The organism is Neptuniibacter sp. CAU 1671 (genome assembly GCF_029222905.1).
Lineage (GTDB): Bacteria > Pseudomonadota > Gammaproteobacteria > Pseudomonadales > Balneatricaceae > Neptuniibacter.
Genome location: NZ_JARHUE010000001.1, coordinates 796,962 through 818,763 on the forward strand (window position 1 = coordinate 796,962; position 21,802 = coordinate 818,763).

The following is a 21,802-nucleotide window of genomic DNA, read 5'->3' on the forward strand; positions in this document are numbered from 1 at the left end:
TTGATCAGGATTTCAGGACACCGTTCTTATATGCGTTTCATCATTACTTTTGTCACTCTGATACTGCTGAGCGTCAGTTTTAATCTTTATGCCGACGTGAATGCCCAGCTTAAGCAATACCAGCAAAGACTTGAGCAACTGCCGGCTGACGACGGCAGTAACGACACCCGAGTTCAGCGCGAGCGACTGCAAAAACTGATTACCCTGCTGCAGGAAACCCAGAGCGCCGACGCCAGAATTGCCGAGCTTAAACAGCAACTGAATGCCCTGCCTGAAGAGAAACGTGTACTGCAGCAGCAACTCAACAGCCCGCTGCCTGACAGCAAACCCGAACTGCCCAAAAACCTGCCGCTGGATAAACTGGAATCTCAGCTAACGCTGGCGCAAGCACAGCAACTGGAGTTACAGCAGAGTCAGGACAACCTGCTGAATCAGATCAATCAGAATGAACAGCGCCTGATCACCCTGCGCGAACAACTGGCCCAGCTGAAACAGAAAAACCCCAGTGTCACCCAGCAAGCCGATCCTGAGCTGTATTCCATCGAGTTTGCCCACCGTAATACCCAGATTCAGGCACTTGAGCTGGAACTTCTGATCCTGCCGGGTCAGAACGAGTTGAATCAGTTGCAACGGGAGCAAACAAAACGCCGCCTGACACAACAGCAGGCGTGGGTTAAGGCGCTGCAAGATCAGGTCCAGCAAAAGCGCCGAAATGAAACCGAAGCCGCACTGGAACAACTCGATGACGCTGAGCTGGATCAGCTCAGTCCGGCGGTAGAGGCACAGCAGTCACGCAACCTGAAACTGAGCGAACAGTTGCGCAGCACGCTGGCCAAAACAGAACAGGCCATCAGTAAACGGCGCCAACTGGAAGCCGAGCTGGCCATCATCACCCAGAGTTATCAGGCGATACAGCAGGAACTAGCCTTGAGCAGCTCGCCACTGGGCAGTGAACTGCGCCGTTATACCCGACGCCTGAGTAACAGCGCCCCGGACCGGGATACCCGGCAGCAACTGGACAAACTCCGGCTGACCAATCTGGAGGTATCCAGAAGCCTCTATTCACTGAATAACCAAACGCCACCGGCTACCGAACGCAGCGCAGCAGAACAGCAGCAAATGGACAAACTGCTGCGTAATGAAAACATCCTGCTGACACGCCTGAAAGAAGCCACCAGCCAGGCAATCAATGAGCTATCTCAACTGCTGGAAGTGCAGGACCAGATCACCACTCAGGTACAGCGTGGTCAGGCGCTGATCTACCAACACCTGCTGTGGATTCCCAGCGTCCCCGCGATCAACACAGCCTGGCCGGACGAAATCAGTGGCAGCTTTGCCATTCTGGCTCAGTCGCTCAGGCCGGATAGTCAGCAGCCATTCTGGAGCCCGCAACCCAACTGGGGGCGGCAACTGGCCGTCTGGCTGCTGATCAGCGGGCTGGGGCTGCTTGCCCTGCGCCGTCTGACACATTCAGCCAAACGCTGGCGGACACAACTGGGCAATGTGATCAGTGATCGGTTCAGCCGCACCTTTGCCATGCTGACCCTGCCCCTGATCATCAGCCTGCCCATTCCGCTGGGCATTGCGCTGGTCAGTCTTGAACTGGTCAATCTGGCGGCCTGGTGGGATCAGGGCCTGGTCCGTCTGCTCTGCCTGATCTTTACCTTCGGCCTGTTCTGTTATCAGACCCTGCTGCTGTGGCTGAGCGTGCCCAACGGACTGATGGCAGCGCACTTTGCCACACCAGAGCACCTCTGCCGCGGGTTGAGTAACCGGATTCATTATCTGTTCTGGCTAGGCATGCCGCTGGTATTGCTGATTGTGGCAGCGGATCGTTCGCTGGAACCCTCCCTGCAATCCGGTCTGGGACGCTTGGCGTTTATTCTGCTGACGGTGCTGATCACCCTGTTCTGGTCCTCTTTGCGGCGTTTGGCTCCGCAGATTAACCAGCTCACCCGTAGTCACCGCTGGTGGCAGCAGTCTCAGGTCTGGCTGCCCGGACTGGTCGGCGTGCATCTGCTGATGATTGCGGCGGCGTTACTGGGCTACGTGTACAGCGCGGCCATGCTGATGTTGCTGCTGCTGGTACTGGTGGGCATTTTCACCGCAACCCTGCTGTTTTTCCGTATGGGCAACCGCTGGCTGCTCATCTCTGAGCGTCAGTTGGCCTTTAAACGCGCCCGTGACCGCCGTACAGAAATTCTGGAAGCACGGGAGAAAAATGAAGAGCTACCGCAACTGGAAGAGAACTATCTGGATCTGCAGACCATCTCCGATCAGGCGCGGATTCTGCTGAAAACCGGCACCGTGATCCTGTTTTTCCTGCTGATCTGGCTCACCATCCGTAACGCCCTGCCCAATCTTGATCTGCTGGATCAGGTGGTGCTGTGGAGCAGTACCGTCACCGGCCCAGATGGTGCCCAGATCATCAGTCAGAGCATTACGCTTAAGAATCTGGCCTATGGCGCCATCGTGATTATCCTCAGTGCCCTGGCGGCCTATAACCTGCCCGGCCTGCTGGAGTTACTGATTCTCAAGCACATGACGCTGAACCCCGGCACCGGCTACGCCATCACCACCATCACCAAATATGTGCTGATTGTCACCGGTGTGATTGCTGCAGCCTCTTCGATGGGACTGGAGTGGTCAAAACTGCAGTGGCTGATTGCTGCGCTGGGTGTTGGGCTGGGGTTTGGTTTGCAGGAGATCGTTGCCAACTTTATCTCGGGCATTATCATCCTGTTTGAAAAGCCGATCCGGCTGGGCGACACCATCACCATCGGTAATTACACCGGCACGGTGACTAAAATCCAGATCCGCGCCACCACCATCTCTGACTGGGACCGGCGCGAGGTCATCATCCCCAATAAAACCTTTGTCACCGATCAACTGATCAACTGGTCACTCACCGATCCCGTCACCCGGGTGGTATTGAATGTGGGCGTTGCCTACGGCACTGATACGCAACTGACTCAGCAACTGTTGCTGGAGGTTGCGCGTAATCATCCCAAGGTGCTCAAAGACCCCGAACCTAACGCCTTTTTCATGGCCTTTGGCGCCAGCACACTGGATTTTGAACTGCGGGTTTTTGTCAGTGCCATGTCTGACCGCTTACCGGTGACCCATGAACTGAATCAGGCGATTGATGCCAGATTCAAAGAACACGGAATTGAGATTGCCTTCCCGCAGTTGGATGTGCACCTGAAGCGCAATTAAGACAGAGGGTGCAATTCAGACTTCGATATCAAATCGCAACAAGGCCCGGCGCAGGCTCTCATCCAGCTGCGCCAGATCTTCGGCCTGAATTTCAATACAGGGGAGCTGATGTTGCCGGTATAGTTCGCGCTTGCGCATCATCTGTTTCAGGGTGGCCGCATCCGCATCCGGCTGCCAATACTCAATAAGAATACCCTCCACAGACAGATAAAAGTCTGCGCTCAGGGTTTCATCCAGCGGCAGGGGCCAGTCAGTGGCATGCTGCAGTCCGGCCAGGAACAACCAGTCATCAATCTGTTTCAGCGCAGGCAGTCGCAGGCGATGTCCATCCAGCCCACCAAAGACACCCTGAGCATCCGCAGCCTGATCACTGTACCGCTGACACAGAGTCAGCAGGGCTGATGAAGTCTGAATGGCCGGCGCCCAGAGAATAAAAGGCACACCGGTCTGGGTGTTTTCACGCTGGCACCCGCCCATGGCGATTCCCCGTGGGGTCAGTACCCAGCCACGTCTTGCAGGCTGTTGCCAGCCCAGCAGCTGCAACAGCTGCCGTAATTGCCGGACCGGTAGCTCAAGTGCTTTTGCCAGTTGTAAGGAGGTCAGCAATTCAGCATCGGCGCTGACCAGCGCCGGATGTTTACAGACACTGACCGGCCAGGTGATATAGCGGCCAAACTTATCGCTGTCCCGATACTGGCCACCTTCAAATTCGCCTTTGGCGGTCAGCAACCAGCTCTCATCCTGGCGTTTGATCCAGCCCAGGGCTTCCAGCTCAGCAAACATCTGTCGCGTGGGTTTATCCAGCTCACGGGCCAGTGCAGAGGTTGAAATTGGTTTATCCTGTTCCGCCATCACGGCCTCTTAATCTGATTCAATCGGCATCATACCCAGCCCGGTTGCACCGGTGCAATCTGTTCATTGTGCTCTGCCGTATACAGAGTAGCTGCCTGCAAAAGAGACTCCCATGCCTAAAACCCTGCGCCTTATCCTTGGCGATCAACTCAACCCAAGACACTCATGGTTTCGTGAACAGAATGATCAGGTGATCTACCTGATCGCCGAGCTGCCGCAGGAAGTGGGGTACGTTAAACACCATGTGCAAAAGATCTGTGCTTTTTTTGCGGCCATGGCTCAGTTTGCAATGGCACTGGAACAGGCCGGCCATCGTGTCTGGCATCTGACACTGGATGACACCTCTCACCTGAAAGACCTGCCCGACCTGCTGAATCAGTTGATCGAGAAGCACGATATTAGCGCTGTCGAGTATCAGCGACCCGATGAATATCGCCTGCTGGAACAGTTACGTGCCTGGGCTGTTTCCCAGTCGATACCGGTTTTCGAGGCCGATACAGAGCACTTTCTGCTGCCCATTGAGGAGATCCCGGATCAGTTCAAAGCGGGTAAAGCGCACCGGATGGAGTTCTTCTACCGGCGCATGCGGCAGCGTTTTGATATCTTGATGCAGCAGGATACACCGGAAGGCGGCCGTTGGAACTTTGATACCGAAAACCGCCAGACCCTGAAACCTGAAGACCTGCGCCATCTGCCAGAACCCCTGACCTTTGTGAATGATGTGTCATCAATTCTGGATCGACTCAAACGGCACAACGTCAGCCACTTTGGCAGAGCTGAAAACACCCTGCTCTGGCCGGTCACGCGCCGGCAGGCAGAATCACTGCTGGCATTTTTCTGCACTCATCTACTACCCCGTTTCGGCCAGTTTCAGGATGCGATGACCCATCATCCCGACGGCTGGAGCCTGTATCACAGCCGGCTCTCCTTTGCTCTGAATGCCAAGATGCTGCATCCGATGCAGGTCATTGAAGCAGCGATGAGTGCCTATCGTACTGCGCCAGAGCAAATTCCACTGTCACAGATCGAAGGTTTTGTCAGACAGATTTTGGGGTGGCGTGAATTTGTCAGGGGAATTTACTGGGCCAATATGCCCGCCTATGCCGAACAAAACGCGCTGCAGGCTGAACGTACCCTGCCGGACTATTTCTGGCAGGGTGACACCCAGATGGCCTGTTTGCAGAAAGCATTGGGACAGTCTCTGGAGTTTGCCTATGCCCATCATATTCAGCGGCTGATGGTGATCGGCAATTTCTGCCTGTTGACCGGGATCGATCCGAATCAGGTGGATGCCTGGTATCTGGGGGTGTATGTGGATGCCATCGAGTGGGTTGAGATGCCCAATACCCGAGGGATGAGCCAGTTTGCCGATGGCGGCCTGGTCGCCAGCAAACCCTATATTGGCGGCGGAAATTACATCAACAAGATGAGTGATTACTGCACTGTCTGTGCCTACGACGTGAAAGAAACAGTGGGGGAAAAGGCTTGCCCGTTTAACAGCTTTTACTGGCACTTTATCGATTTGCACCAGTCCCGGTTTGAATCAAATCCACGCATGGCGCTGGTGATCAAAAACTGGCAGAAACGTGATCCGGCAAAAAAACAGGCGGTATTGGAGCAGGCCAGAACCTATCTCAAACAACTGAACCACTTATAGCGTTAATTCTTCCAGCCAGCGTTCCTCTTCCGGCTCAAGATAAACCTGCTCAAGCAGTTCCGCGGCCCAGCTCTGATCAGCACTCAGGGCTTTAAGCATCGCCACCGCGGTGACTTTGACAGTAGGCACCTGACTCCACATGGAATGGTTCAGACAGCGCCAGTGGTTAGGGTCACGACGTTTTGGTTTTTCCAACTGCTCCTGACAGGTTTCACAGATCATGATGCACTGCTCGAAGCTGGGCTCAGGCCCAACAGGCGGCACCTCAAAAATGCCGAGTTTGACCCCCTGCGCATCACACAGCTCACAATGCGATCCGCAGCGCCGCACCAGATCCTTACCATAGAGAGACAAACCATGGTGCCGTTCCTGATGTCGGTCATGCCCTTTAGACATAGCTCAATTCCTGTACTTATTTAATCGGTCTACGATAAACCTAATACGGCAGATCAAGCGAGAGCTTGACTGTTTTTGACAGCCCATCAGGCAAGTTTTGATAAGACTGGCACCCAAAAACAGGGGGCAGCTCTAGAGCTGCCCCCGGATGCCGGAGGAATACTCCGGCTAATCGGCCCAAATGGGCAAGGGAATTACGCTGCCTGCTGGTGATCCCAGTGGGGATAGAACACTTCGATCAGCGCCTGTGGACAGTGTTCGCGGATAGTGAAATGCACCTTGGGCATCTGCTCTGTCGGCGTGTCTATCACCATTAAAAATCCACCTTGTTGCAGGGCATGTTCATACTTTTGCAAAAACGTAGCCGGTGTTTCGGCACCAACCAGCCGTCCCAACCAGCCACCTACGCCAATCCCTAGCAAACTGGCAGCAAGCAGTGCGCCACCACCCAGCACAATGCTGGGGGGACCCAAAACGGTACCTGCGGCAAGCCCGGCAATTAAGCCAAAACTCCCGCCAGCTACCATGCCCCAGTCCATGTCATTTTCCACTTCTGTTGTTTCAGTGCGTGAGGCCGGTGTCAGACCGAATTTCTCGAGCTGAGAAGCGTCTTTTGCAATCACGTGGATGCACTCTTCATCGATACCCAGAGCCTGTATTGCCTGTACCACGGTTTTTGCCTGTTGCAATCGCTGGGCTAGAAACACCAGTCGTCTCACCTGGAAACCTCCCGTTGAAACAGCTCTAACAGTATAGTTGAGCATCAACCGTATGCTGGCCGATGGGCCATTACGGGCTTTATAATGCGTGAAATATTTTCAAGCAGAGGAATGACAGATGCGTCAACTGGGCACACCACTCTCCCCATCAGCCACTAAGGTCCTGTTCTGTGGCGGTGGAGAACTCGGCAAAGAAGTGGTTATTGAGTTGCAGCGCCTGGGCGCAGAAGTCATTGTGCTGGACCGCTATGCCAACGCGCCGGGCATGCAGGTCGCCCACCGCAGTCATGTGGTCTCCATGCTGGACGGAGCGGCATTGCGCCAGATTATTGAGCAGGAAAAGCCGGACCTGATCGTGCCGGAGATTGAAGCCATCGCCACGGATACCCTGGTTGAGCTGGAACAGGAAGGCTACAACGTGGTCCCCACTGCCCGTGCTGCACGCCTGACCATGAACCGCGAGGGGATTCGCCGCCTGGCCGCCGAAGAACTCGAACTGCCTACCTCCCCCTATGGCTTTGCCGACAATCAGGCCGATTATGAAGCTCTGGTGGCGCAGATCGGCCTGCCCTGTGTAGTGAAACCGATTATGAGTTCATCCGGTAAAGGGCAGAGCACCCTGCGCACAGCAGATCAGATTCTGCCCGCCTGGAAATACGCTCAGGAAGGTGGTCGTGCCGGTCAGGGTAAGGTGATCGTTGAAGGGTTTGTCGATTTCGATTACGAAATTACCCTGCTCACTGTTCGTCACAACGGCCAGACCAGCTTCTGCGAGCCGATTGGCCATGTACAGGTGGACGGCGACTACCGTCAGTCCTGGCAACCGCAGGCAATGAGTGAACTGGCGCTGGAACGCTCCCGTGATATTGCCGGCAAGGTCACTGCGGCACTGGGCGGTTCAGGAATTTTTGGTGTTGAGCTGTTTATCAAAGGGGATAACGTGTACTTCAGTGAAGTGTCACCCCGTCCACACGATACCGGCATGGTCACCATGATCTCTCAGGATCTGTCTGAGTTTGCCCTGCATGCTCGCGCCATTCTTGGATTACCGATTCCCAATATCCACTTCCATGGCCCCTCTGCATCGAGCGTAATTCTGGTAGAAGGTGAATCCACGCAGGTACGGTTTGGTAATCTGGAACAGGCACTGGCGGAACCCAACACCCAGTTGCGCCTGTTTGGTAAACCGGAAGTCTCCGGTCAGCGTCGCATGGGGGTTGCCCTTGCGCGCGATCTGACCCTGGACGCTGCGCTGGAAAAAGCAAAACGTGCCTCAGCGGCGGTCAAAGCAGCGCTCTGATCTTGCAAAACCAGAAGCCCGGTTCCAGTAACCGGGCTTCGTTTATCAGCTGTTGCGAAATGCTCGTTAGCGGGTATTCAGGACGGCCTGTACATCCGGCTGATGATTTCGCGAAGCGCTGCCAGGGGCTGGCTGCTGTAGCTTTTCATGCAGTTTGAAGTGCTCAAATACCGCTTTAAGTTTGACGTCATTGCCATCTGAGCGGGATTTATTCATCCTCTTTAAGCAATGTTTCTGACTGCCGGGAATGACCGGAAATCTGAGACCAAAATCTCGCTCATCCTTCACTTTCTGACACTTGATGCCTTTTTTCAGGCTCATCGCTTTGAGCCAGACATCATCGGCATTGGGGCACAGGGTCATAAACAGTGATTGATCCATTACCTGTTCATCAAAACAACCCGGAAAGTACAACACGCCACCGATGCCCGTAGGAAATGTCAGTAGAGAAGGCTGCGATTCACGGCAAGGACGATCCCAACGTTTATAAGGTAAAACCTCACCATAACTGGAAAGTTGCATACCGTGTGCACGGGTGCAATGAATCACATTCGGTGAGCGTTTGTAGTTTCGATAAAGCATATCCACAAGATCATGGGGATACAGAATGTCATCGTCTACAGTCAGTATAAGGCTCCGGGGATACGCTTTCAGGGTGTAAAAATACTTTTTATAGGGCCCCAGATTTTCAGGACAGAAACGCACTTCCAGACCGCGTTTTTCCTGAAGTCTCAGCACATGAGGGATATCGTTGGCTGAAAACTCCTGCTCTGAAACCCAGAGGATAATCCGGTCAGGCTTCAGCGACTGCTGCAAGAGGCTTTCAATGGTGAGATAGACGTCATCGATACGTTTATCGAAGGTGGTCAGCGAAACAATGATGTCGTCGGCAAGATCATTGCCAACACCGGTGGAAGTGGAGTTGATCGCACTCCACTGATACTGCGCAGACAGCCGTGCACTTCTTTGTGCAATCAGTAATTCCCTTTGATTTTTCAGGCGCCTTTTTTTACTGCTAAGCGTCCACATTCAGGCCGAGTCCTGTTTTTGTTTTAGTCGGTAATCCGTACAGAATGCCTGACAAATATTAAACAGAACTTAAATAAATTCAAAGAAGTGAATATAAGGAGCGTAATGCACTTAAGGCTTGTCGTTGTGTAACAGCTCGCCGTGATAACCGGGAAACTGTTCCTGACCGCGCTGGCCCAAAAGCGTTTCAATGCGCTTGTAAAGGTTAGCCACTTTTTTGGTCGCTTTTTTAACCTGAAGCTCTTTGGGCATCCAGTGCGTGGGGATCAAACCCTGACTGCCCAGGCCATCAATAACCACCAGGCGAGCGATATCACCCTGTTCGTCTCGCTGCACCACGATGTTGTGCAACAACAGATCCCTTGATGGAATTGAGTAGGATTGCCAGAACTGTGCAAACACCGCCACGGCCTGCTGGCACTGTTCACTGAAGCCCTCATCCCAGATCACTTTTTTCAGAGTTTGTGACACCGCACCGTCAGCATCACGAATCAATTCCGATGCCAGACCTTTACCCATATCGGTTTCCACAAAACCAAAACAACGGCTTACGTGTCGGTAAAGCGGCTCACCATACAACCGGTCCAGCAACGCCATCACCTGAAACTCTTCTCGATTGTCATCGAAGTGAGACAGCGGCAGCAGGTTTTTAGGAAAACCTTTTTTGCGACGTCGATCTTCCAGAGTAAAGTCCGGCCGACGCACTTTGATGCAACGCCCTCTGTCAGCGGGATACACGTAACACAAACGGTTCCCGCCCCGGGCAAAAGGCGCCAGATCAGCGAGCGTTATGCTCATTAAAACGCCTCACGGTGCCAGACGTAGTCATGTGACAACGGCATCTCGAGTGAACACTCCAGAATATACTGAGCGTAAAGTTTGGAATTCATATGCTCGTGGAAAAAGGTCCGGGCACGACTTGCCCAGGCCTGACGCTTGGCATCGTCATGGTGGAATTCACGGATTCTGTCGCGCAGCGACTCCATATCATCAAAATACACCAGCGTTTCGGCGGGAAGCAGTTCATCAAATTTAGGGGCACTGTGGGTGAACTGCAAAATACCGCTGCCAGCCAGCTGCGCCATCCGCGCTGATGAGTACCAGTAATCCCCTTCCTGACGATTCAGGTTAAGCCCCATACGGGTATCGGCCAGGGCGCGTTCATAATCCCGCCCCCAGACCGGAGACTGACCAAAGCTGCCGGGGGTGTTGAAGTTCAGCTCATCACCCAGCTGCTCTTTCAGATACACAACAATGTCACGGCGCTGGGTAAAATCATTACTGTTGCTGCAGAACAGCAGATCAACCGGCAGGTCAGTGCGCTGGCTGTTATCCAGCGTTTCAATGGAAGCATCCACCGGGTTCGGCATATGGTAGAAACGCGCTGGTGAAGTCTCGAATTGTTTCAGCTCAGGCATACCGGTAGAGACAAACACCGCATCCACCACTTCAGCGCGATGACGAATACGATCCACATTGGAAGGCACAAACAACGGGTCATTATTACAGTGTGCCATCACAATGGAGGGCCAACGCTGGCGTATCAGGGCCAGGGTTTCATTGGTGATCAGATCACAGTGGCCAACAATCATCAGGTCCGGTTCAACGGCTTCGACTGTTTCAATCAGGCGCTGATTGGCTTTCTTTTTACCGAGTTCCCGAATACCCAGAAAGGCTTCAAATGCCGCCACATCCCGATCGCTGAACACCTGAACAAAGTGATCATTGCGGATCAACCCCTGAGTCAGTTTGTTAGCCCAACTAACACGGGTTTTACCGTAACGGCGTAGCTGCTGATAGGCAACATGCAGCACTCTCATGGGGATACCTCCAAGCGGAAAATAGGGGTGACGCGCTGCTTTTTCACTGTTGCTGATACGGACAAAAAAACGGAAAAAAGGCAACCACACGCCATCTGGCTCAGCGCCAGAATATGGGCGCTAAACTTTGCATAAAGCCGCTGATATATCAACCTGATTGTTGCCTTTCGGTGACACAATCTCTGATCAGGCCACAGACCCGTGTATCAGAAGATCACCAGATGCAACACACCTCTGAGCAGCATGCCAAAAATCCCGCCATAAACGGCATAACGCATGATGGATGAGACGCGGGCACCGGCCGCCGCAAAAATGGCGACCCCCAGAACATCCATCGGGTTGGTGGCAAAACCCGCCATGCGGTTCAGATCCTGCACCGAGATCAATCCCTGATTCATCAGGTCGATGGTCACGCCCATAAACGCGGTACCCCCGGCAATAAATTTGGTCACAAGCGGCAATACTGTGGCTTCAGGTAAACCAATCAGTGCCAGGGCAGGGGCCAGTGCTGAACTCAGCAGTGCAATCGCACCGGTGGCTTTCAGAACATTCACCAGAAATAGGGCCAGAATCAGCATCGGCACCATGCCGACCACAATTTTCAGCCCCTCATTGCCACCCTCCGTCAGAATCTGCATGACGGTTTTGTTTTTCAGTTCTTCCGAAGCGCTGTGCACTTCTGTTTCAGACTGGTTTCCAGCATCCATGTTTCTGGTAAGCAGATAATAGGTAAATGCAGCCGCCGCCAGACCACCTACCAAGGAGGTAACAAGCGTGACGCCCAGATTGAGTCCGACAGCGGCCAGCGGAAAAGAGGCGTTGGCCTGAGACATGGCCAGCACCATCGCCATGGTAGAAGCAATATACCGTTTTGAGGTGCCATTGCGATCCATCAGGGAGAGCGTGGCAATAGGTGCCGCAAAACTGACAAACAGCAGCTTCAGCATGGCAAAGATACCTAACCCCGGTACACCAAAAATACGTGTCACTGGCGCCAGTTTATTGGAGACCCAGCTGAGTACACCTTTGGCATCAAGCAGTTTCATCAAGGAGAGCATGATGACCATAATGGGGAGCAGGATATAGAGAGCCATATCCAGGCCACTGCGCCCCGATTCAAGAATCAAATCAATAATCTGCTGCACACGTCCCCCTTGATGCAGTGCAAAACGCTTAGTTTAAGGGTTGAAATGACCTGAATCTATAAGGGAAAACACCGACCCGGTCATCACCAGAGTAACCACTTACCTACCGGATTGTTCCTGCACCAGCAAAAGTTTTGCACCGCGTGGCAGTTGTTTGATCTGATACTCGCGACGACTGGCCTCAGCCCGACTGGTATGCGGCTCAGCCCATAGCAAGACCACAGGACGACGAGCAAGGGTATAGCGTGCGCCGCCTTTAATTTCGCCATTATGCTGGCGTAGCCGCCGGGGCACATCGGTAGTGATACCGGTATACAGCGTCTGATCAGCACACTGCATCAGGTAGACATACCAGTCAGAACTCTCTGTTTTCATAGGGATTTTATCTGTAAATACCGGCGTTTGACGCAGTTAATTCAGCCCAAAACCAGGAAATAACTCACACCAGAATTCTCATTAGAATAAGTTATATACAGCTAATTTTTATAGATAACCAAGCTAATTAAGTTAAAATAACCTACTGTTTTTAATAAAATTTTATCAAAGTTTATATTTTCGCCACTTTTTAAAAACCAACGCACTGGCTGGCCTGCAGCCATATGCCCAAAACTTATTCATAGAGTTATCCACAGATCATGGGGACAAGAAAGGGCTGGGACAGATCCTTCAGATCTCAGTTTTAGCCTTGTATTCACACAGGTCTTCAATCAGGCAGGCACCGCACCTTGGCTTACGTGCCGTGCAGACATAACGCCCATGCAAGATAAGCCAGTGGTGGGCATCCTGTAGAAACTCTTTAGGAATAAACCGCAGCAGTTTCTGCTCAACCTCGTTCACATTTTTACCGGGCGCAATACGCGTGCGGTTAGAGACCCGGAAGATATGGGTATCAACCGCCATGGTCGGCTGACCAAACGCCGTATTCAGAACCACATTTGCAGTTTTACGCCCCACACCGGGCAAAGCCTCTAACGCCTCGCGTTTATCCGGCACCACTGAACCGTGCAGATCGATCAGCGCCTTGCAGGTTTTGATCACATTTTCGGCTTTTGCATTAAACAGCCCGATGGTTTTGATGTATTCCTTCAGCCCATCAACACCCAGTGCATAGATCGCCTCCGGAGTATTGGCGACCGGGAACAGTTTGCGAGTTGCCTTGTTAACCCCCACATCGGTTGCCTGTGCTGACAGGATCACAGCGATCAGCAGCTCAAACGGTGAGTTATATTCCAGTTCGGTAGTGGGGTTGGGGTTCTCAGCACGCAGGCGGGCAAAAATTTCATGTCGTTTGGTTTTATTCATCTGACCGGGCATGTCCAAATAGAAGTCGCAAACATTGTAACCGCTGTGCATCTGGGCGAAAGGCCTGAAACCTGCTTAATTACCCTTTAAACATGGCGAATACGGCATGAATACTATATGCTGCGCACCCTGCTCCATCCCCTGGTGCAGCAACTCAACACACGAGATAAATTATGAGTTTTGCCGCACTCGAGCTGGCCGATACGCTGTTAAAAGCAATAGACACTCAGGGTTACACCGAACCCTCCCCGATTCAGGCTCAGGCGATCCCCGCCATTATCCAGGGCCACGATGTCATGGCCGCCGCTCAGACCGGTACCGGCAAAACCGCCGCTTTCACACTGCCGTTGCTGCAACGCCTGATGGACGGCAAACCCGCTGCCAGTAATCAGGTGCGTGCACTGGTGCTGACACCCACACGTGAGCTCGCGGCTCAGGTGGGAGAAAGTGTTCGCCTGTACGGGCAGAATACTTCTCTGCGTTCTGCGGTTGTGTATGGCGGCGTCAAGATCAATCCCCAGATGATGGCCCTGCGCAAGGGCGTAGATATTCTGGTAGCCACACCGGGGCGTTTGGTGGACCTGTATCAGCAGAATGCCGTGCGGTTTAACCAGCTGGAAATTCTGGTACTGGATGAAGCCGACCGGATGCTGGATATGGGTTTTATCCATGACATCCGCAAAATTCTGGCCCTGCTGCCAGCCAAACGTCAGAACCTGATGTTCTCTGCTACGTTCTCAGATGAGATCCGCAAGCTGGCACGCGGTCTGGTCAACAACCCGGTCGAGGTTTCAGTAGCGGCAGCTAACAGCACCGCTGATCGGGTGGAACAGTCGCTCACGCCGGTCGATAAAAAACAGAAATCCGCCCTGCTGATACACCTCATTAAACAGCATGGTTGGGGCCAGATTCTGATCTTTACCCGCACCAAACACGGCGCCAATAAGCTGACCCGCGAGCTGGAAGAGATCGGTCTGAAAGCCGCTGCCATTCATGGTAATAAAAGTCAGGGCGCGCGCACAAAAGCGCTGGAAGCATTTCGCAACGGAAAGATCAGCATTCTGGTAGCAACCGACATCGCCGCCCGGGGACTGGATATCGACCAGTTACCACTGGTGGTGAATTTTGACATGCCCAATGTGGCGGAAGATTACGTACACCGAATTGGACGTACGGGTCGTGCGGGGGCATCCGGACAGGCCGTTTCACTGGTCAGTGCCGATGAGTTTGATCAGTTGACTGCCATTGAGCGCCTGATTGGCAAAAAAGTACGTCGTGTTGAGGTAGAAGAATTCGAGCCTTTGCACCGGTTGCCGGACTCCAAGCTGAACGCCAAACCAGCGCGCCACAAGAAAAAACCCAAGGCGCATGCGCCAAAACCCGAACACCATGATGGTCAACGCCCGCCGACCCGCAAGAAAAGCCGGCCTCAGCGCAGTAGCAGTGCAAAACCTGCCACCAGTGGCAAGCCCGCTACCAGCGCCAAACCTGCTGCCTCTGCTGCGCCAAAGGCACAACAGAAGCGCAAGCCAAAACCAAAGCCTACACCAAATCCATGGCAAAGATAGTCACAGGGCACGTGTAACAAACCCGTACCCTGTGCTGCCTGATCAGTGGATCAGCTGCTCTTTTTAGTACAGATCCCTAACAGTGAGTACAGCGGACAAAGGCTGAACACGCCGGTTGCCAGCGGGATAATACCGATCAGGCCCCACAGTGGCAGCATGCCTGCTGCAGTGGCGCCCAGCAACACCAGACCGACAATGATCCGCAAAATCCGGTCAATACCACCTACATTCTGTTTCATAACCTGTTCTCCTTATCTATCGATAACACTAATCTAGTGCTTCAACAGGCAGAACACAGTGACAAAATCACATAACCGCAATTTTTTCCAAACCGGGCCGGTCACAGATCTGTATCAATCCACGTTGCAGATTGACCAGTCCCTGCCTCTCAAACTCTTTCAGTAACCGGCTGATCACCTCACGGGCACTGCCCAGCTCCCGAGCCAGTTGCTGATGGGTCAGGCGTAACCCTCCCATAGACTCGGTCTGCAGCAGCAGGTAATTAGCCAGTCGGCTATCCATACGACTGAATGCAATCTGATCGATCAGCAGCATCAGTTCTGATAACCGCTGCACATAGCCAGCAAACACAAACTCGCGCAAAACCGAGCTTTCATCCATCGCAGCCCGAAACAGCGCCACTGGAAACGCCACTGCCCGGGTTTCTGACTCAGTAAAGGCTTCCGCCTGATAAGGTTGATTACCCAGCATGCAGGCAGTGGTCAGAATACAGCTCTGCCCGGATTCAACCCGGTACAGCACAATCTCGCGACCATTCGCCGAGAGTTTCTGGACCCGGATGGCGCCCTGCAGCACCAGCACGAAATACTGGCACAGATCACCCTGGTGAAACACCGGGGTATCAGCGGGCAGGGTCATGAGCTGGCATTGATCCAATGCCTGAGACCAGTGAGGGCTTTGACTGATTTTTTTGAGGGCTGGAAACTGATCCAGCCATTCCGGCCGGTTCATATCAGGTCCTGTGGCAGGGGCAGATCAGAGAATCATACCCGTGCCACCACAGAAACCCTAGTGGAATAGATTTACCCGGTTACACGGGCCCGTTCACGTGGCGCGGAAGAGACCGGCTCGGCAGCCTTACGTTTCTCTTCCAGTCGTTTATCAATGATATTTTTCAGGGCGATCAGCAGGCCCATGCCGACAAAGGCACCCGGCGGCAAAATCGCAAACAGGAAGCCCGGATAGTCTTCAAACAGCACCAGTTTCCAGTGCGCGGCAGCAGGACCAAACAGCAACTGCATATCAGAGAACAGAGTCCCCAGACCCAGAATTTCGCGCATTGCACCCAGCGTCATCAGCACCAGAGTGAAACCCACCCCCATCATCAGACCATCCAGCACCGACGCTGCCACCGGGTTTTTACAGGCAAAGGCATCCGCACGGCCCATGATGGCGCAGTTGGTCACGATCAGCGGGATAAAAATACCCAGAATCAGATACAGATCGTAGGTAAACGCTTTCATCAACAGCTCAATCGCGGTTACAAAAGAGGCGATGATGATGACGAAAATCGGCAAGCGTACCGTATCCGGCACAAAATGCCGGAAGGCGGACACAGTAAAGTTCGACCCCACCAGCACCAGCGTGCTGGCCAGCCCCAGACCAATAGCATTCACTACCGTACCGGTGACCGCCAATAACGGACACAGGCCGAGCAACTGAACCAGTGCGGGGTTGTTATCCCACAGACCGTTCAGGGTAATTTTTTTGTAATCTGCCATCAGTGTGACTCCTGCCCATCATTGTTGGGCGTTTTCGTCTCGGCAAGCTGCAACAGCTTAGCCCGATTAAAGGCAAAATAATCCTGCACCAGACCGACTGCTTTCACCACCGCTCTGGGGGTAATTGTGGCACCGGTAAACTGATCAAACCGGCCACCGTCTTTTTTTACTGCCCAGCTATTTGGATTTTCGGCTTTACTGGTACCGTCGAAGCTCAGAATCCAGTTGGACTTCTTGAGCTCAATCTTATCACCCAGTCCCGGTGTTTCCTGATGCCCTAACACCCGCACACCGGCCACCCGGCCATCTGCATAAATACCCACAATCAGGTTGATACGACCATTGTAACCATCGGGTGCAACTACGGGCAAAATCACCGCCGTCACCTGATCACCCTGCATCGCACGGTAGCCCGTGGCAGGCAGAGCGCTGCCGGTCAGCTCGTACGATACAAACTCGAAGCCGCTCTCCAGCAGATCATTGCTCACCTGATCTTTGGGGATAATTTCATATAACGCGCGCGCCTGCTGCTCGCGTTCGTTTTTGTCGATCCGCTCGGCCGTGCCTACCTGTGTCACAGCAATCACCGCTGCGGTCACGATGGCAAACAGGGTCAGGGCAAAACTGCTTCTACTCAGCGAGGTCAGGAGTTGCATCATTGACCTCCCTTCATACCGCGATTGGCCTTGGCATGGCCATAGGTACGCGGTTGAGTGTACTGATCGATAAAGGGTGCGGCGAGGTTCATCAATAACACCGCGAACGCAACTGCATCCGGATAACCACCCCAGCCACGAATCACATAGATCAGCAGACCAATACCGATACCAAACCAGATTTTACCGCGGTTACTGGTAGCACAGGTCACCGGATCGGTGGCGATAAAGAAAGCGCCCAGCATGGTCCCGCCCACGGTAATGTGGAAATACGGGTCCGCAAAGTCATAAGGGTCGAAGGCATAAAACACAGAAGCGATGACCGCCAGCGCACCCAGCATTGCCATCGGCACATGATAGGTAATGACCTTACGGTAGATCAGGAAGATACCACCCATAAAGTAGGCCGCACTTACCGCGTGCCAGGCACCAATGCCATCGGCAAGCACCGGTTTTGACAGCCAGGCTTCTTCCGTGGTCATACCACCACGATGACGCATCGCATCCAGAGGTGTGGCACCGGTGTAATTATCCAGCCAGACCGGTTCAAAGCCGGTAAAAATCACGCGCAAGGTATCGGTGAACGGCAGGATATTCCAACTGTCGGCATCCCCCAGCAGTACAAAAGGTTGGGTCCAGCGGGTCATCTCAACCGGAAACGACACAAGCAACAGAGCGTATGCCACCATCGCCGGATTAAACGGGTTCTGTCCCAGACCACCATAAAGGTGTTTGGCAATCACCACCGCAACCAGAATGCCCACCAGCGTAATCCACCAGGGGGCATAAGGCGGCAGGGACAGGCCCAGCAGCAGCGCGGTAACCACCACACTGTAATCTTTCAGATAAAAACTGACCGGACGTTTGCGAATCAGCACGATGGCCGCTTCAAGACCCACCGCCAGCAGGATCGCCCAGCAGACATTGATCAGCGTGCCCCAGCCAAAAAACAGGGTCATGGCTGCCAGACCCGGCATACAGGCCAGAATCACCAGACGCATCACATCGCCGGTACTGCTTGCCTTGTGCAAATGGGGTGAACTGGTTCGTATCAACGCCATGGGTAGTGTTCCTTAATCGGTGAAACGACTCAGCGTCTGGTTGAGTTGTTCAGCTTTCTGGCGTGCCGCCAGCAAAGCCTCTTCCATACCATCCAGATCATCTGGCTGGGTTTCCCGTGCTTTGTCCAGTGCGCGCTCCGCTTTGGTCACGGCTGCCCGCGCCAGCGCTGCATCTATTTTCAGCTGTTTCAGATCGATACCCTGCGCGGCAGCTTTATCATTCTGCTCTGCCTCGTAGGCATCCCACGCCTGCTTGGCGTCTTCGTACAGTGCTGTCAGCCGCTCAAACTCAGACGCTGCCAGATCCAGATCGCCCTCACCGGCTTCCGCTGCTTCAACCGCAGTCTGGGCTTTTTTCAGCTTGGTGCGCATGATGGAGACCTGCTGCTTCAGCGCCTTTGGGTCTACCTCAACCTTGGCTTCAGCTACGGCCTCGACACCACCAGCCGCCAGCCAGGCTTGCCGTGCCTCTTCATATTTGCCTTTAAGCTTATCGACACCTGCGGCCATTTTGTCTGCGGCCGGACTGCCGTTCTCCCGGGCGGTTTGTAGCGCAGCTTCGGCTTTTTTCACCTTATCTGAAGCCTGCTCCATATCTGCTTTCAGGGCTTCAAGATCCACACCATTTGACTGACCTTGCTGATTTGCCACTTCAAAATCAGATTTTGCAGACTGGTATTTCTGTTCCAGCTTCTCAACGCCGGCACGCATTTTTTCTACCGCCGGACTGCCATTGGCTTCCGAATCCGCCAGTGCCTGACGTGCTTTTTCAACCTTGACTGCCGCACTGTCCATCGCCTCTTTCAGTCCGGCGATATCCACAGCAGCTGGCGCAACACCGGATTCAGCCGCTTCAAACGCGGTCTGAGCCTGCGCAGCTTTTGCTGTCAGTTCAGTCACTTTAGCCTGCAGTTCGGTCAGATCACCCTCACCGCTGTCCTGCGCCTGCTGCAGGGCTTTTTCCGCCTGCTTCAGTTTGGTACGGGCCACTGCCGCAGCGGTTTTAAGCTGTTTGCTGTCCAACTGAGCCGCAGGCTGAGCACCTTTTTCTGCCTGTTCCAGCGCAGCTTGGGCCGCTGCGGCTTTCTGTTCCAGTTCAGTCACAGTCGCCTGCAGGGCCTCAATGCCCTCCAGACCTTTATCCTGCGCAGATTTCAGTGCCTGCTGGGCTTTTTTCAGTTTGGTACGGGCAACGGCGGCCGCTGTTTTCAGGGCCTTGGCATCAGGCTCGGCTGCGGTCTCAGAGACTTCAGCATGACGCTGCAGTTTATCCTGCTTAACTGCCTGCATTTTGGCGGCTTCTTCAGCACGCTGTTTGCGACGCAGCTCTTTCTCCGCCTGCTCCCGTTCCAGTCGTTCCTGACGGGCTTCAAAACGTTTACGGGCATGATCTGCCTTGCGCTGCTCGGCTTCTTCAGCCCGGATCTCGGCCTTGGCAAAGCGGTAATACTGCACCAGTGGAATATTGCTCGGGCAGACATAGGAGCAGGCACCACATTCGATACAGTCGAACAGGTTGTGGTTTTTCGCCTTTTCAAACTCTTTGCCCTTGGCAAACCAGTGCAGCTGCTGTGGCAGCAGCTCAGCCGGACATACCTGCTCACACATACCACAGCGGATACAGGGGTTGGCCGGTGGCGCTGGCGGCATCTCTTCAATAGTCGCCGCCAGAATGCAGTTGGTGGTTTTAATCACCGGAATCTGATCATGGGGTACGGTAAAACCCATCATCGGCCCGCCCATCACCAGGCGATAAAGCGCAGACTCAATCACCTCGGCCGCACCCAGCAGGGTTTCAAACGGGGTACCAATGCGCGCTTCCATATTATGCGGATGCTGCAGAGCCAGGCCGGTCAGGGTCACCACCCGGGAGATCAGTGGAATGCCGTGGTGAACGGCATCATGTATCGCTTTAGCGGTACCGACGTTCTGACAGACAATACCAATATCCGCCGGAATGCGACCGCTGGGGACTTCGATGCCGGTCATCAGCTTGATCAGCTGTTTCTCACCACCTGAGGGGTATACCGTCGGCACCGAAATAATGTCGATATCGAGTTGGCTGGCACGGACCGCTTTTTCCAGCGCCCGCAGTGCCTGCGGCTTGTTGTCTTCGGTACCGATAATAATGTGATGCGGCTTGAGCAGATGCGCCATGATCTCGATGCCGCTGACAATCTCTTCGGCACGTTCACGGATCAACATGTCATCCGCCGTGATATACGGCTCGCACTCCATGGCGTTCAGAATCAGGGTATTGACGATATGGTCATCACCCAAGTGCAGCTTCACATCGGTCGGGAAGCCTGCGCCGCCCATGCCGGCAATGCCGTGCTCACGGATATAATCAATCAGATCCGCTTTTTTCAGGCGGCGGTAATCGTCCAGCCCTTTATGATCGATCCACTCGTCCAGACCATCGGTCCGGATCACCACGCAGGGCGCCTCCATACCGGAGGTGTGCGGGATCGGACGAGGTTCAATCGCTTCGACCACACCAGAGCTGGAGGCATGCACATTCACGCTGATACGCCCTACGGCTTCAGCAATAATCTGCCCCTTCAGGACACGGTCGCCGACACGCACCACCGGTTCAGCAGGCGCACCAATGTGCTGGGACAGAGGAATCACCAGTGTTTCCGGCACCGGCGCGATCTGAATCGCCAGACCCGTCGATTGTTTTTTGTTTTCCGGTGGGTGAACGCCGCCGTGGAAGGCAAAGTGGGTACGCATCAGACGGCCCCTCCCTGCAACTGTCCACGACGATCAGTAACGATAAGCTGCTGAACACCGGGGGCTGGCAGCTCCCATTTCCAGTCACTGAGACCACTTTGTACAGGCAGCATATCAATACAGTCCACCGGACAGGGTTCTACACACAGATCACAGCCGGTACATTCAGATTCAATCACGGTGTGCATCTGTTTGGCTGCACCGAGAATCGCATCCACCGGGCAGGCCTGGATACACTTGGTACAGCCGATACATTCATCTTCGCGGATGTAGGCGACCATTTTGACCGGCTCAGCTTCAGCCCCGGCCTCAAGCGGAACGGCTTCTACATCCAGCAGATCCGCCAGCGCTTCAACGGTACTCTGACCACCCGGCGGGCATTTATTGATCGCATCGCCGCCCGCAATCGCTTCGGCGTAAGGACGGCAGCCGGGGTAACCACACTGTCCACACTGAGTCTGTGGTAGCAGACCATCAATCTGGTCCACCAGTGGATTGCCTTCTACCCTGAATTTAACCGCGGCAAAACCCAGCAGTAGCCCAAAAGCAACGGCAAGTCCGGCCAGCGCGAGAATCGCAATCAGAATAATATTCACTGCTGCCCCC

The 21,802-nt window shown here is 53.9% G+C and carries 20 protein-coding genes; 4 read left to right on the plus strand and 16 right to left on the minus strand.

The features are described 5' to 3' along the window. Positions 1-30 precede the first annotated feature (30 nt). The gene (locus P2G53_RS03750; RefSeq protein ID WP_275813951.1) at positions 31-3,216 is read left to right on the plus strand and encodes a mechanosensitive ion channel domain-containing protein; all 3,186 of its coding nucleotides are present in this window, start codon (positions 31-33) and stop codon (positions 3,214-3,216) included. Positions 3,217-3,231: 15 nt separating this feature from the next. On the opposite strand, the gene P2G53_RS03755 is transcribed toward P2G53_RS03750, so the two are convergent. Next, positions 3,232-4,068 (minus strand): hypothetical protein, encoded by an 837-nt coding sequence (locus P2G53_RS03755; RefSeq protein ID WP_275813954.1) that lies wholly within the window; start codon positions 4,066-4,068, stop codon positions 3,232-3,234. Between the two features lie 112 nt (positions 4,069-4,180). Between P2G53_RS03755 and P2G53_RS03760 the strand changes: the two genes are divergently transcribed. After that, positions 4,181-5,725, plus strand: coding sequence for a cryptochrome/photolyase family protein (locus tag P2G53_RS03760; protein ID WP_275813957.1), 1,545 nt, complete (start codon positions 4,181-4,183; stop codon positions 5,723-5,725). On the opposite strand, the gene P2G53_RS03765 is transcribed toward P2G53_RS03760, so the two are convergent. Together P2G53_RS03765 and P2G53_RS03770 are read right to left on the minus strand one after the other, a co-directional pair. Continuing rightward, positions 5,720-6,121, minus strand: coding sequence for a phnA protein (locus P2G53_RS03765; RefSeq protein WP_275813960.1), 402 nt, complete (start codon positions 6,119-6,121; stop codon positions 5,720-5,722). The two genes, P2G53_RS03760 and P2G53_RS03765, sit on opposite strands and share 6 nt — an antisense overlap. A 194-nt stretch (positions 6,122-6,315) precedes the next feature. Continuing rightward, on the minus strand, positions 6,316-6,840 hold the full coding sequence (locus tag P2G53_RS03770) for a hypothetical protein (protein ID WP_275813963.1): 525 nt from the start codon (positions 6,838-6,840) through the stop codon (positions 6,316-6,318). 118 nt (positions 6,841-6,958) lie between these two features. On the opposite strand from P2G53_RS03770, the gene purT reads away from it, so the two are divergent. Further along, the gene (gene purT, locus P2G53_RS03775) at positions 6,959-8,140 is read left to right on the plus strand and encodes a formate-dependent phosphoribosylglycinamide formyltransferase (protein WP_275813966.1); all 1,182 of its coding nucleotides are present in this window, start codon (positions 6,959-6,961) and stop codon (positions 8,138-8,140) included. Between the two features lie 66 nt (positions 8,141-8,206). On the opposite strand, the gene P2G53_RS03780 is transcribed toward purT, so the two are convergent. The 6 genes from P2G53_RS03780 to nth all read right to left on the minus strand — a co-directional run bounded on the left by P2G53_RS03780 (position 8,207) and on the right by nth (position 13,436). After that, entirely contained in the window at positions 8,207-9,169 is a 963-nt protein-coding gene (locus P2G53_RS03780) for a glycosyltransferase family A protein (RefSeq protein ID WP_275813968.1), read from the minus strand. 111 nt (positions 9,170-9,280) lie between these two features. Beyond that, positions 9,281-9,967: a YrbL family protein gene (locus P2G53_RS03785; protein ID WP_275813970.1), complete on the minus strand. Its 687-nt coding sequence runs from the start codon at positions 9,965-9,967 to the stop codon at positions 9,281-9,283. After that, on the minus strand, positions 9,967-10,989 hold the full coding sequence (locus P2G53_RS03790) for a glycosyltransferase (RefSeq protein ID WP_275813973.1): 1,023 nt from the start codon (positions 10,987-10,989) through the stop codon (positions 9,967-9,969). Before P2G53_RS03790 ends, P2G53_RS03785 begins: the two co-directional genes overlap by 1 nt. 206 nt (positions 10,990-11,195) lie before the next feature. After that, positions 11,196-12,134 carry a nucleoside recognition family protein gene (locus tag P2G53_RS03795; RefSeq protein WP_275813976.1) on the minus strand — a complete coding sequence of 313 codons (939 nt, stop codon included), beginning with the start codon at positions 12,132-12,134 and terminating at the stop codon, positions 11,196-11,198. A 99-nt stretch (positions 12,135-12,233) separates the two neighbouring features. After that, positions 12,234-12,509: a GIY-YIG nuclease family protein gene (locus P2G53_RS03800; protein ID WP_275813979.1), complete on the minus strand. Its 276-nt coding sequence runs from the start codon at positions 12,507-12,509 to the stop codon at positions 12,234-12,236. Positions 12,510-12,800: 291 nt separating this feature from the next. Then, on the minus strand, positions 12,801-13,436 hold the full coding sequence (gene nth / locus P2G53_RS03805) for an endonuclease III (RefSeq protein WP_275813985.1): 636 nt from the start codon (positions 13,434-13,436) through the stop codon (positions 12,801-12,803). 173 nt (positions 13,437-13,609) lie between these two features. Here nth and P2G53_RS03810 point away from each other — a divergent pair, with 173 nt between their 5' ends. Continuing rightward, positions 13,610-15,004, plus strand: coding sequence for a DEAD/DEAH box helicase (locus P2G53_RS03810; RefSeq protein ID WP_275813988.1), 1,395 nt, complete (start codon positions 13,610-13,612; stop codon positions 15,002-15,004). A gap of 50 nt (positions 15,005-15,054) precedes the next feature. Here P2G53_RS03810 and P2G53_RS03815 read toward each other — a convergent pair whose 3' ends face one another. The 7 genes from P2G53_RS03815 to rsxB form a co-directional block, all read right to left on the minus strand. Beyond that, a complete protein-coding gene (locus P2G53_RS03815; protein WP_275813991.1) occupies positions 15,055-15,243 on the minus strand; it encodes a DUF2892 domain-containing protein in 189 nt (62 codons plus the stop codon). Positions 15,244-15,310: 67 nt separating this feature from the next. Further along, on the minus strand, positions 15,311-15,976 hold the full coding sequence (locus P2G53_RS03820; protein ID WP_275813994.1) for a Crp/Fnr family transcriptional regulator: 666 nt from the start codon (positions 15,974-15,976) through the stop codon (positions 15,311-15,313). Positions 15,977-16,047: 71 nt separating this feature from the next. Continuing rightward, on the minus strand, positions 16,048-16,749 hold the full coding sequence (locus P2G53_RS03825) for an electron transport complex subunit E (RefSeq protein ID WP_275814097.1): 702 nt from the start codon (positions 16,747-16,749) through the stop codon (positions 16,048-16,050). Then, entirely contained in the window at positions 16,746-17,402 is a 657-nt protein-coding gene (gene rsxG, locus P2G53_RS03830; protein WP_275813997.1) for an electron transport complex subunit RsxG, read from the minus strand. Before rsxG ends, P2G53_RS03825 begins: the two co-directional genes overlap by 4 nt. Continuing rightward, complete coding sequence (gene rsxD / locus P2G53_RS03835) at positions 17,402-18,463, minus strand: electron transport complex subunit RsxD (RefSeq protein WP_275814000.1); 1,062 nt, start codon at positions 18,461-18,463, stop codon at positions 17,402-17,404. The genes rsxG and rsxD overlap by 1 nt, the downstream gene beginning before the upstream one ends. A 12-nt stretch (positions 18,464-18,475) precedes the next feature. Next, positions 18,476-21,196: an electron transport complex subunit RsxC gene (gene rsxC / locus P2G53_RS03840; RefSeq protein WP_275814003.1), complete on the minus strand. Its 2,721-nt coding sequence runs from the start codon at positions 21,194-21,196 to the stop codon at positions 18,476-18,478. Continuing rightward, a complete protein-coding gene (rsxB, locus tag P2G53_RS03845; protein WP_275814006.1) occupies positions 21,196-21,792 on the minus strand; it encodes an electron transport complex subunit RsxB in 597 nt (198 codons plus the stop codon). Before rsxB ends, rsxC begins: the two co-directional genes overlap by 1 nt. Between the last annotated feature and the right edge of the window lie 10 nt (positions 21,793-21,802).

What these genes read in the sequence shown, in the direction of transcription:
- P2G53_RS03750 (WP_275813951.1), top strand. Translation starts at nt 31, where the DNA reads ATGCGTTTCATCATTACTTTTGTCACTCTGATACTGCTGAGCGTCAGT.
- P2G53_RS03755 (WP_275813954.1), bottom strand. Translation starts at nt 4,068, where the DNA reads ATGGCGGAACAGGATAAACCAATTTCAACCTCTGCACTGGCCCGTGAG.
- P2G53_RS03760 (WP_275813957.1), top strand. Translation starts at nt 4,181, where the DNA reads ATGCCTAAAACCCTGCGCCTTATCCTTGGCGATCAACTCAACCCAAGA.
- P2G53_RS03765 (WP_275813960.1), bottom strand. Translation starts at nt 6,121, where the DNA reads ATGTCTAAAGGGCATGACCGACATCAGGAACGGCACCATGGTTTGTCT.
- purT (WP_275813966.1), top strand. Translation starts at nt 6,959, where the DNA reads ATGCGTCAACTGGGCACACCACTCTCCCCATCAGCCACTAAGGTCCTG.
- P2G53_RS03780 (WP_275813968.1), bottom strand. Translation starts at nt 9,169, where the DNA reads ATGTGGACGCTTAGCAGTAAAAAAAGGCGCCTGAAAAATCAAAGGGAA.
- P2G53_RS03785 (WP_275813970.1), bottom strand. Translation starts at nt 9,967, where the DNA reads ATGAGCATAACGCTCGCTGATCTGGCGCCTTTTGCCCGGGGCGGGAAC.
- P2G53_RS03790 (WP_275813973.1), bottom strand. Translation starts at nt 10,989, where the DNA reads ATGAGAGTGCTGCATGTTGCCTATCAGCAGCTACGCCGTTACGGTAAA.
- P2G53_RS03800 (WP_275813979.1), bottom strand. Translation starts at nt 12,509, where the DNA reads ATGAAAACAGAGAGTTCTGACTGGTATGTCTACCTGATGCAGTGTGCT.
- nth (WP_275813985.1), bottom strand. Translation starts at nt 13,436, where the DNA reads ATGAATAAAACCAAACGACATGAAATTTTTGCCCGCCTGCGTGCTGAG.
- P2G53_RS03810 (WP_275813988.1), top strand. Translation starts at nt 13,610, where the DNA reads ATGAGTTTTGCCGCACTCGAGCTGGCCGATACGCTGTTAAAAGCAATA.
- P2G53_RS03815 (WP_275813991.1), bottom strand. Translation starts at nt 15,243, where the DNA reads ATGAAACAGAATGTAGGTGGTATTGACCGGATTTTGCGGATCATTGTC.
- P2G53_RS03820 (WP_275813994.1), bottom strand. Translation starts at nt 15,976, where the DNA reads ATGAACCGGCCGGAATGGCTGGATCAGTTTCCAGCCCTCAAAAAAATC.
- rsxG (WP_275813997.1), bottom strand. Translation starts at nt 17,402, where the DNA reads ATGCAACTCCTGACCTCGCTGAGTAGAAGCAGTTTTGCCCTGACCCTG.
- rsxD (WP_275814000.1), bottom strand. Translation starts at nt 18,463, where the DNA reads ATGGCGTTGATACGAACCAGTTCACCCCATTTGCACAAGGCAAGCAGT.
- rsxC (WP_275814003.1), bottom strand. Translation starts at nt 21,196, where the DNA reads ATGCGTACCCACTTTGCCTTCCACGGCGGCGTTCACCCACCGGAAAAC.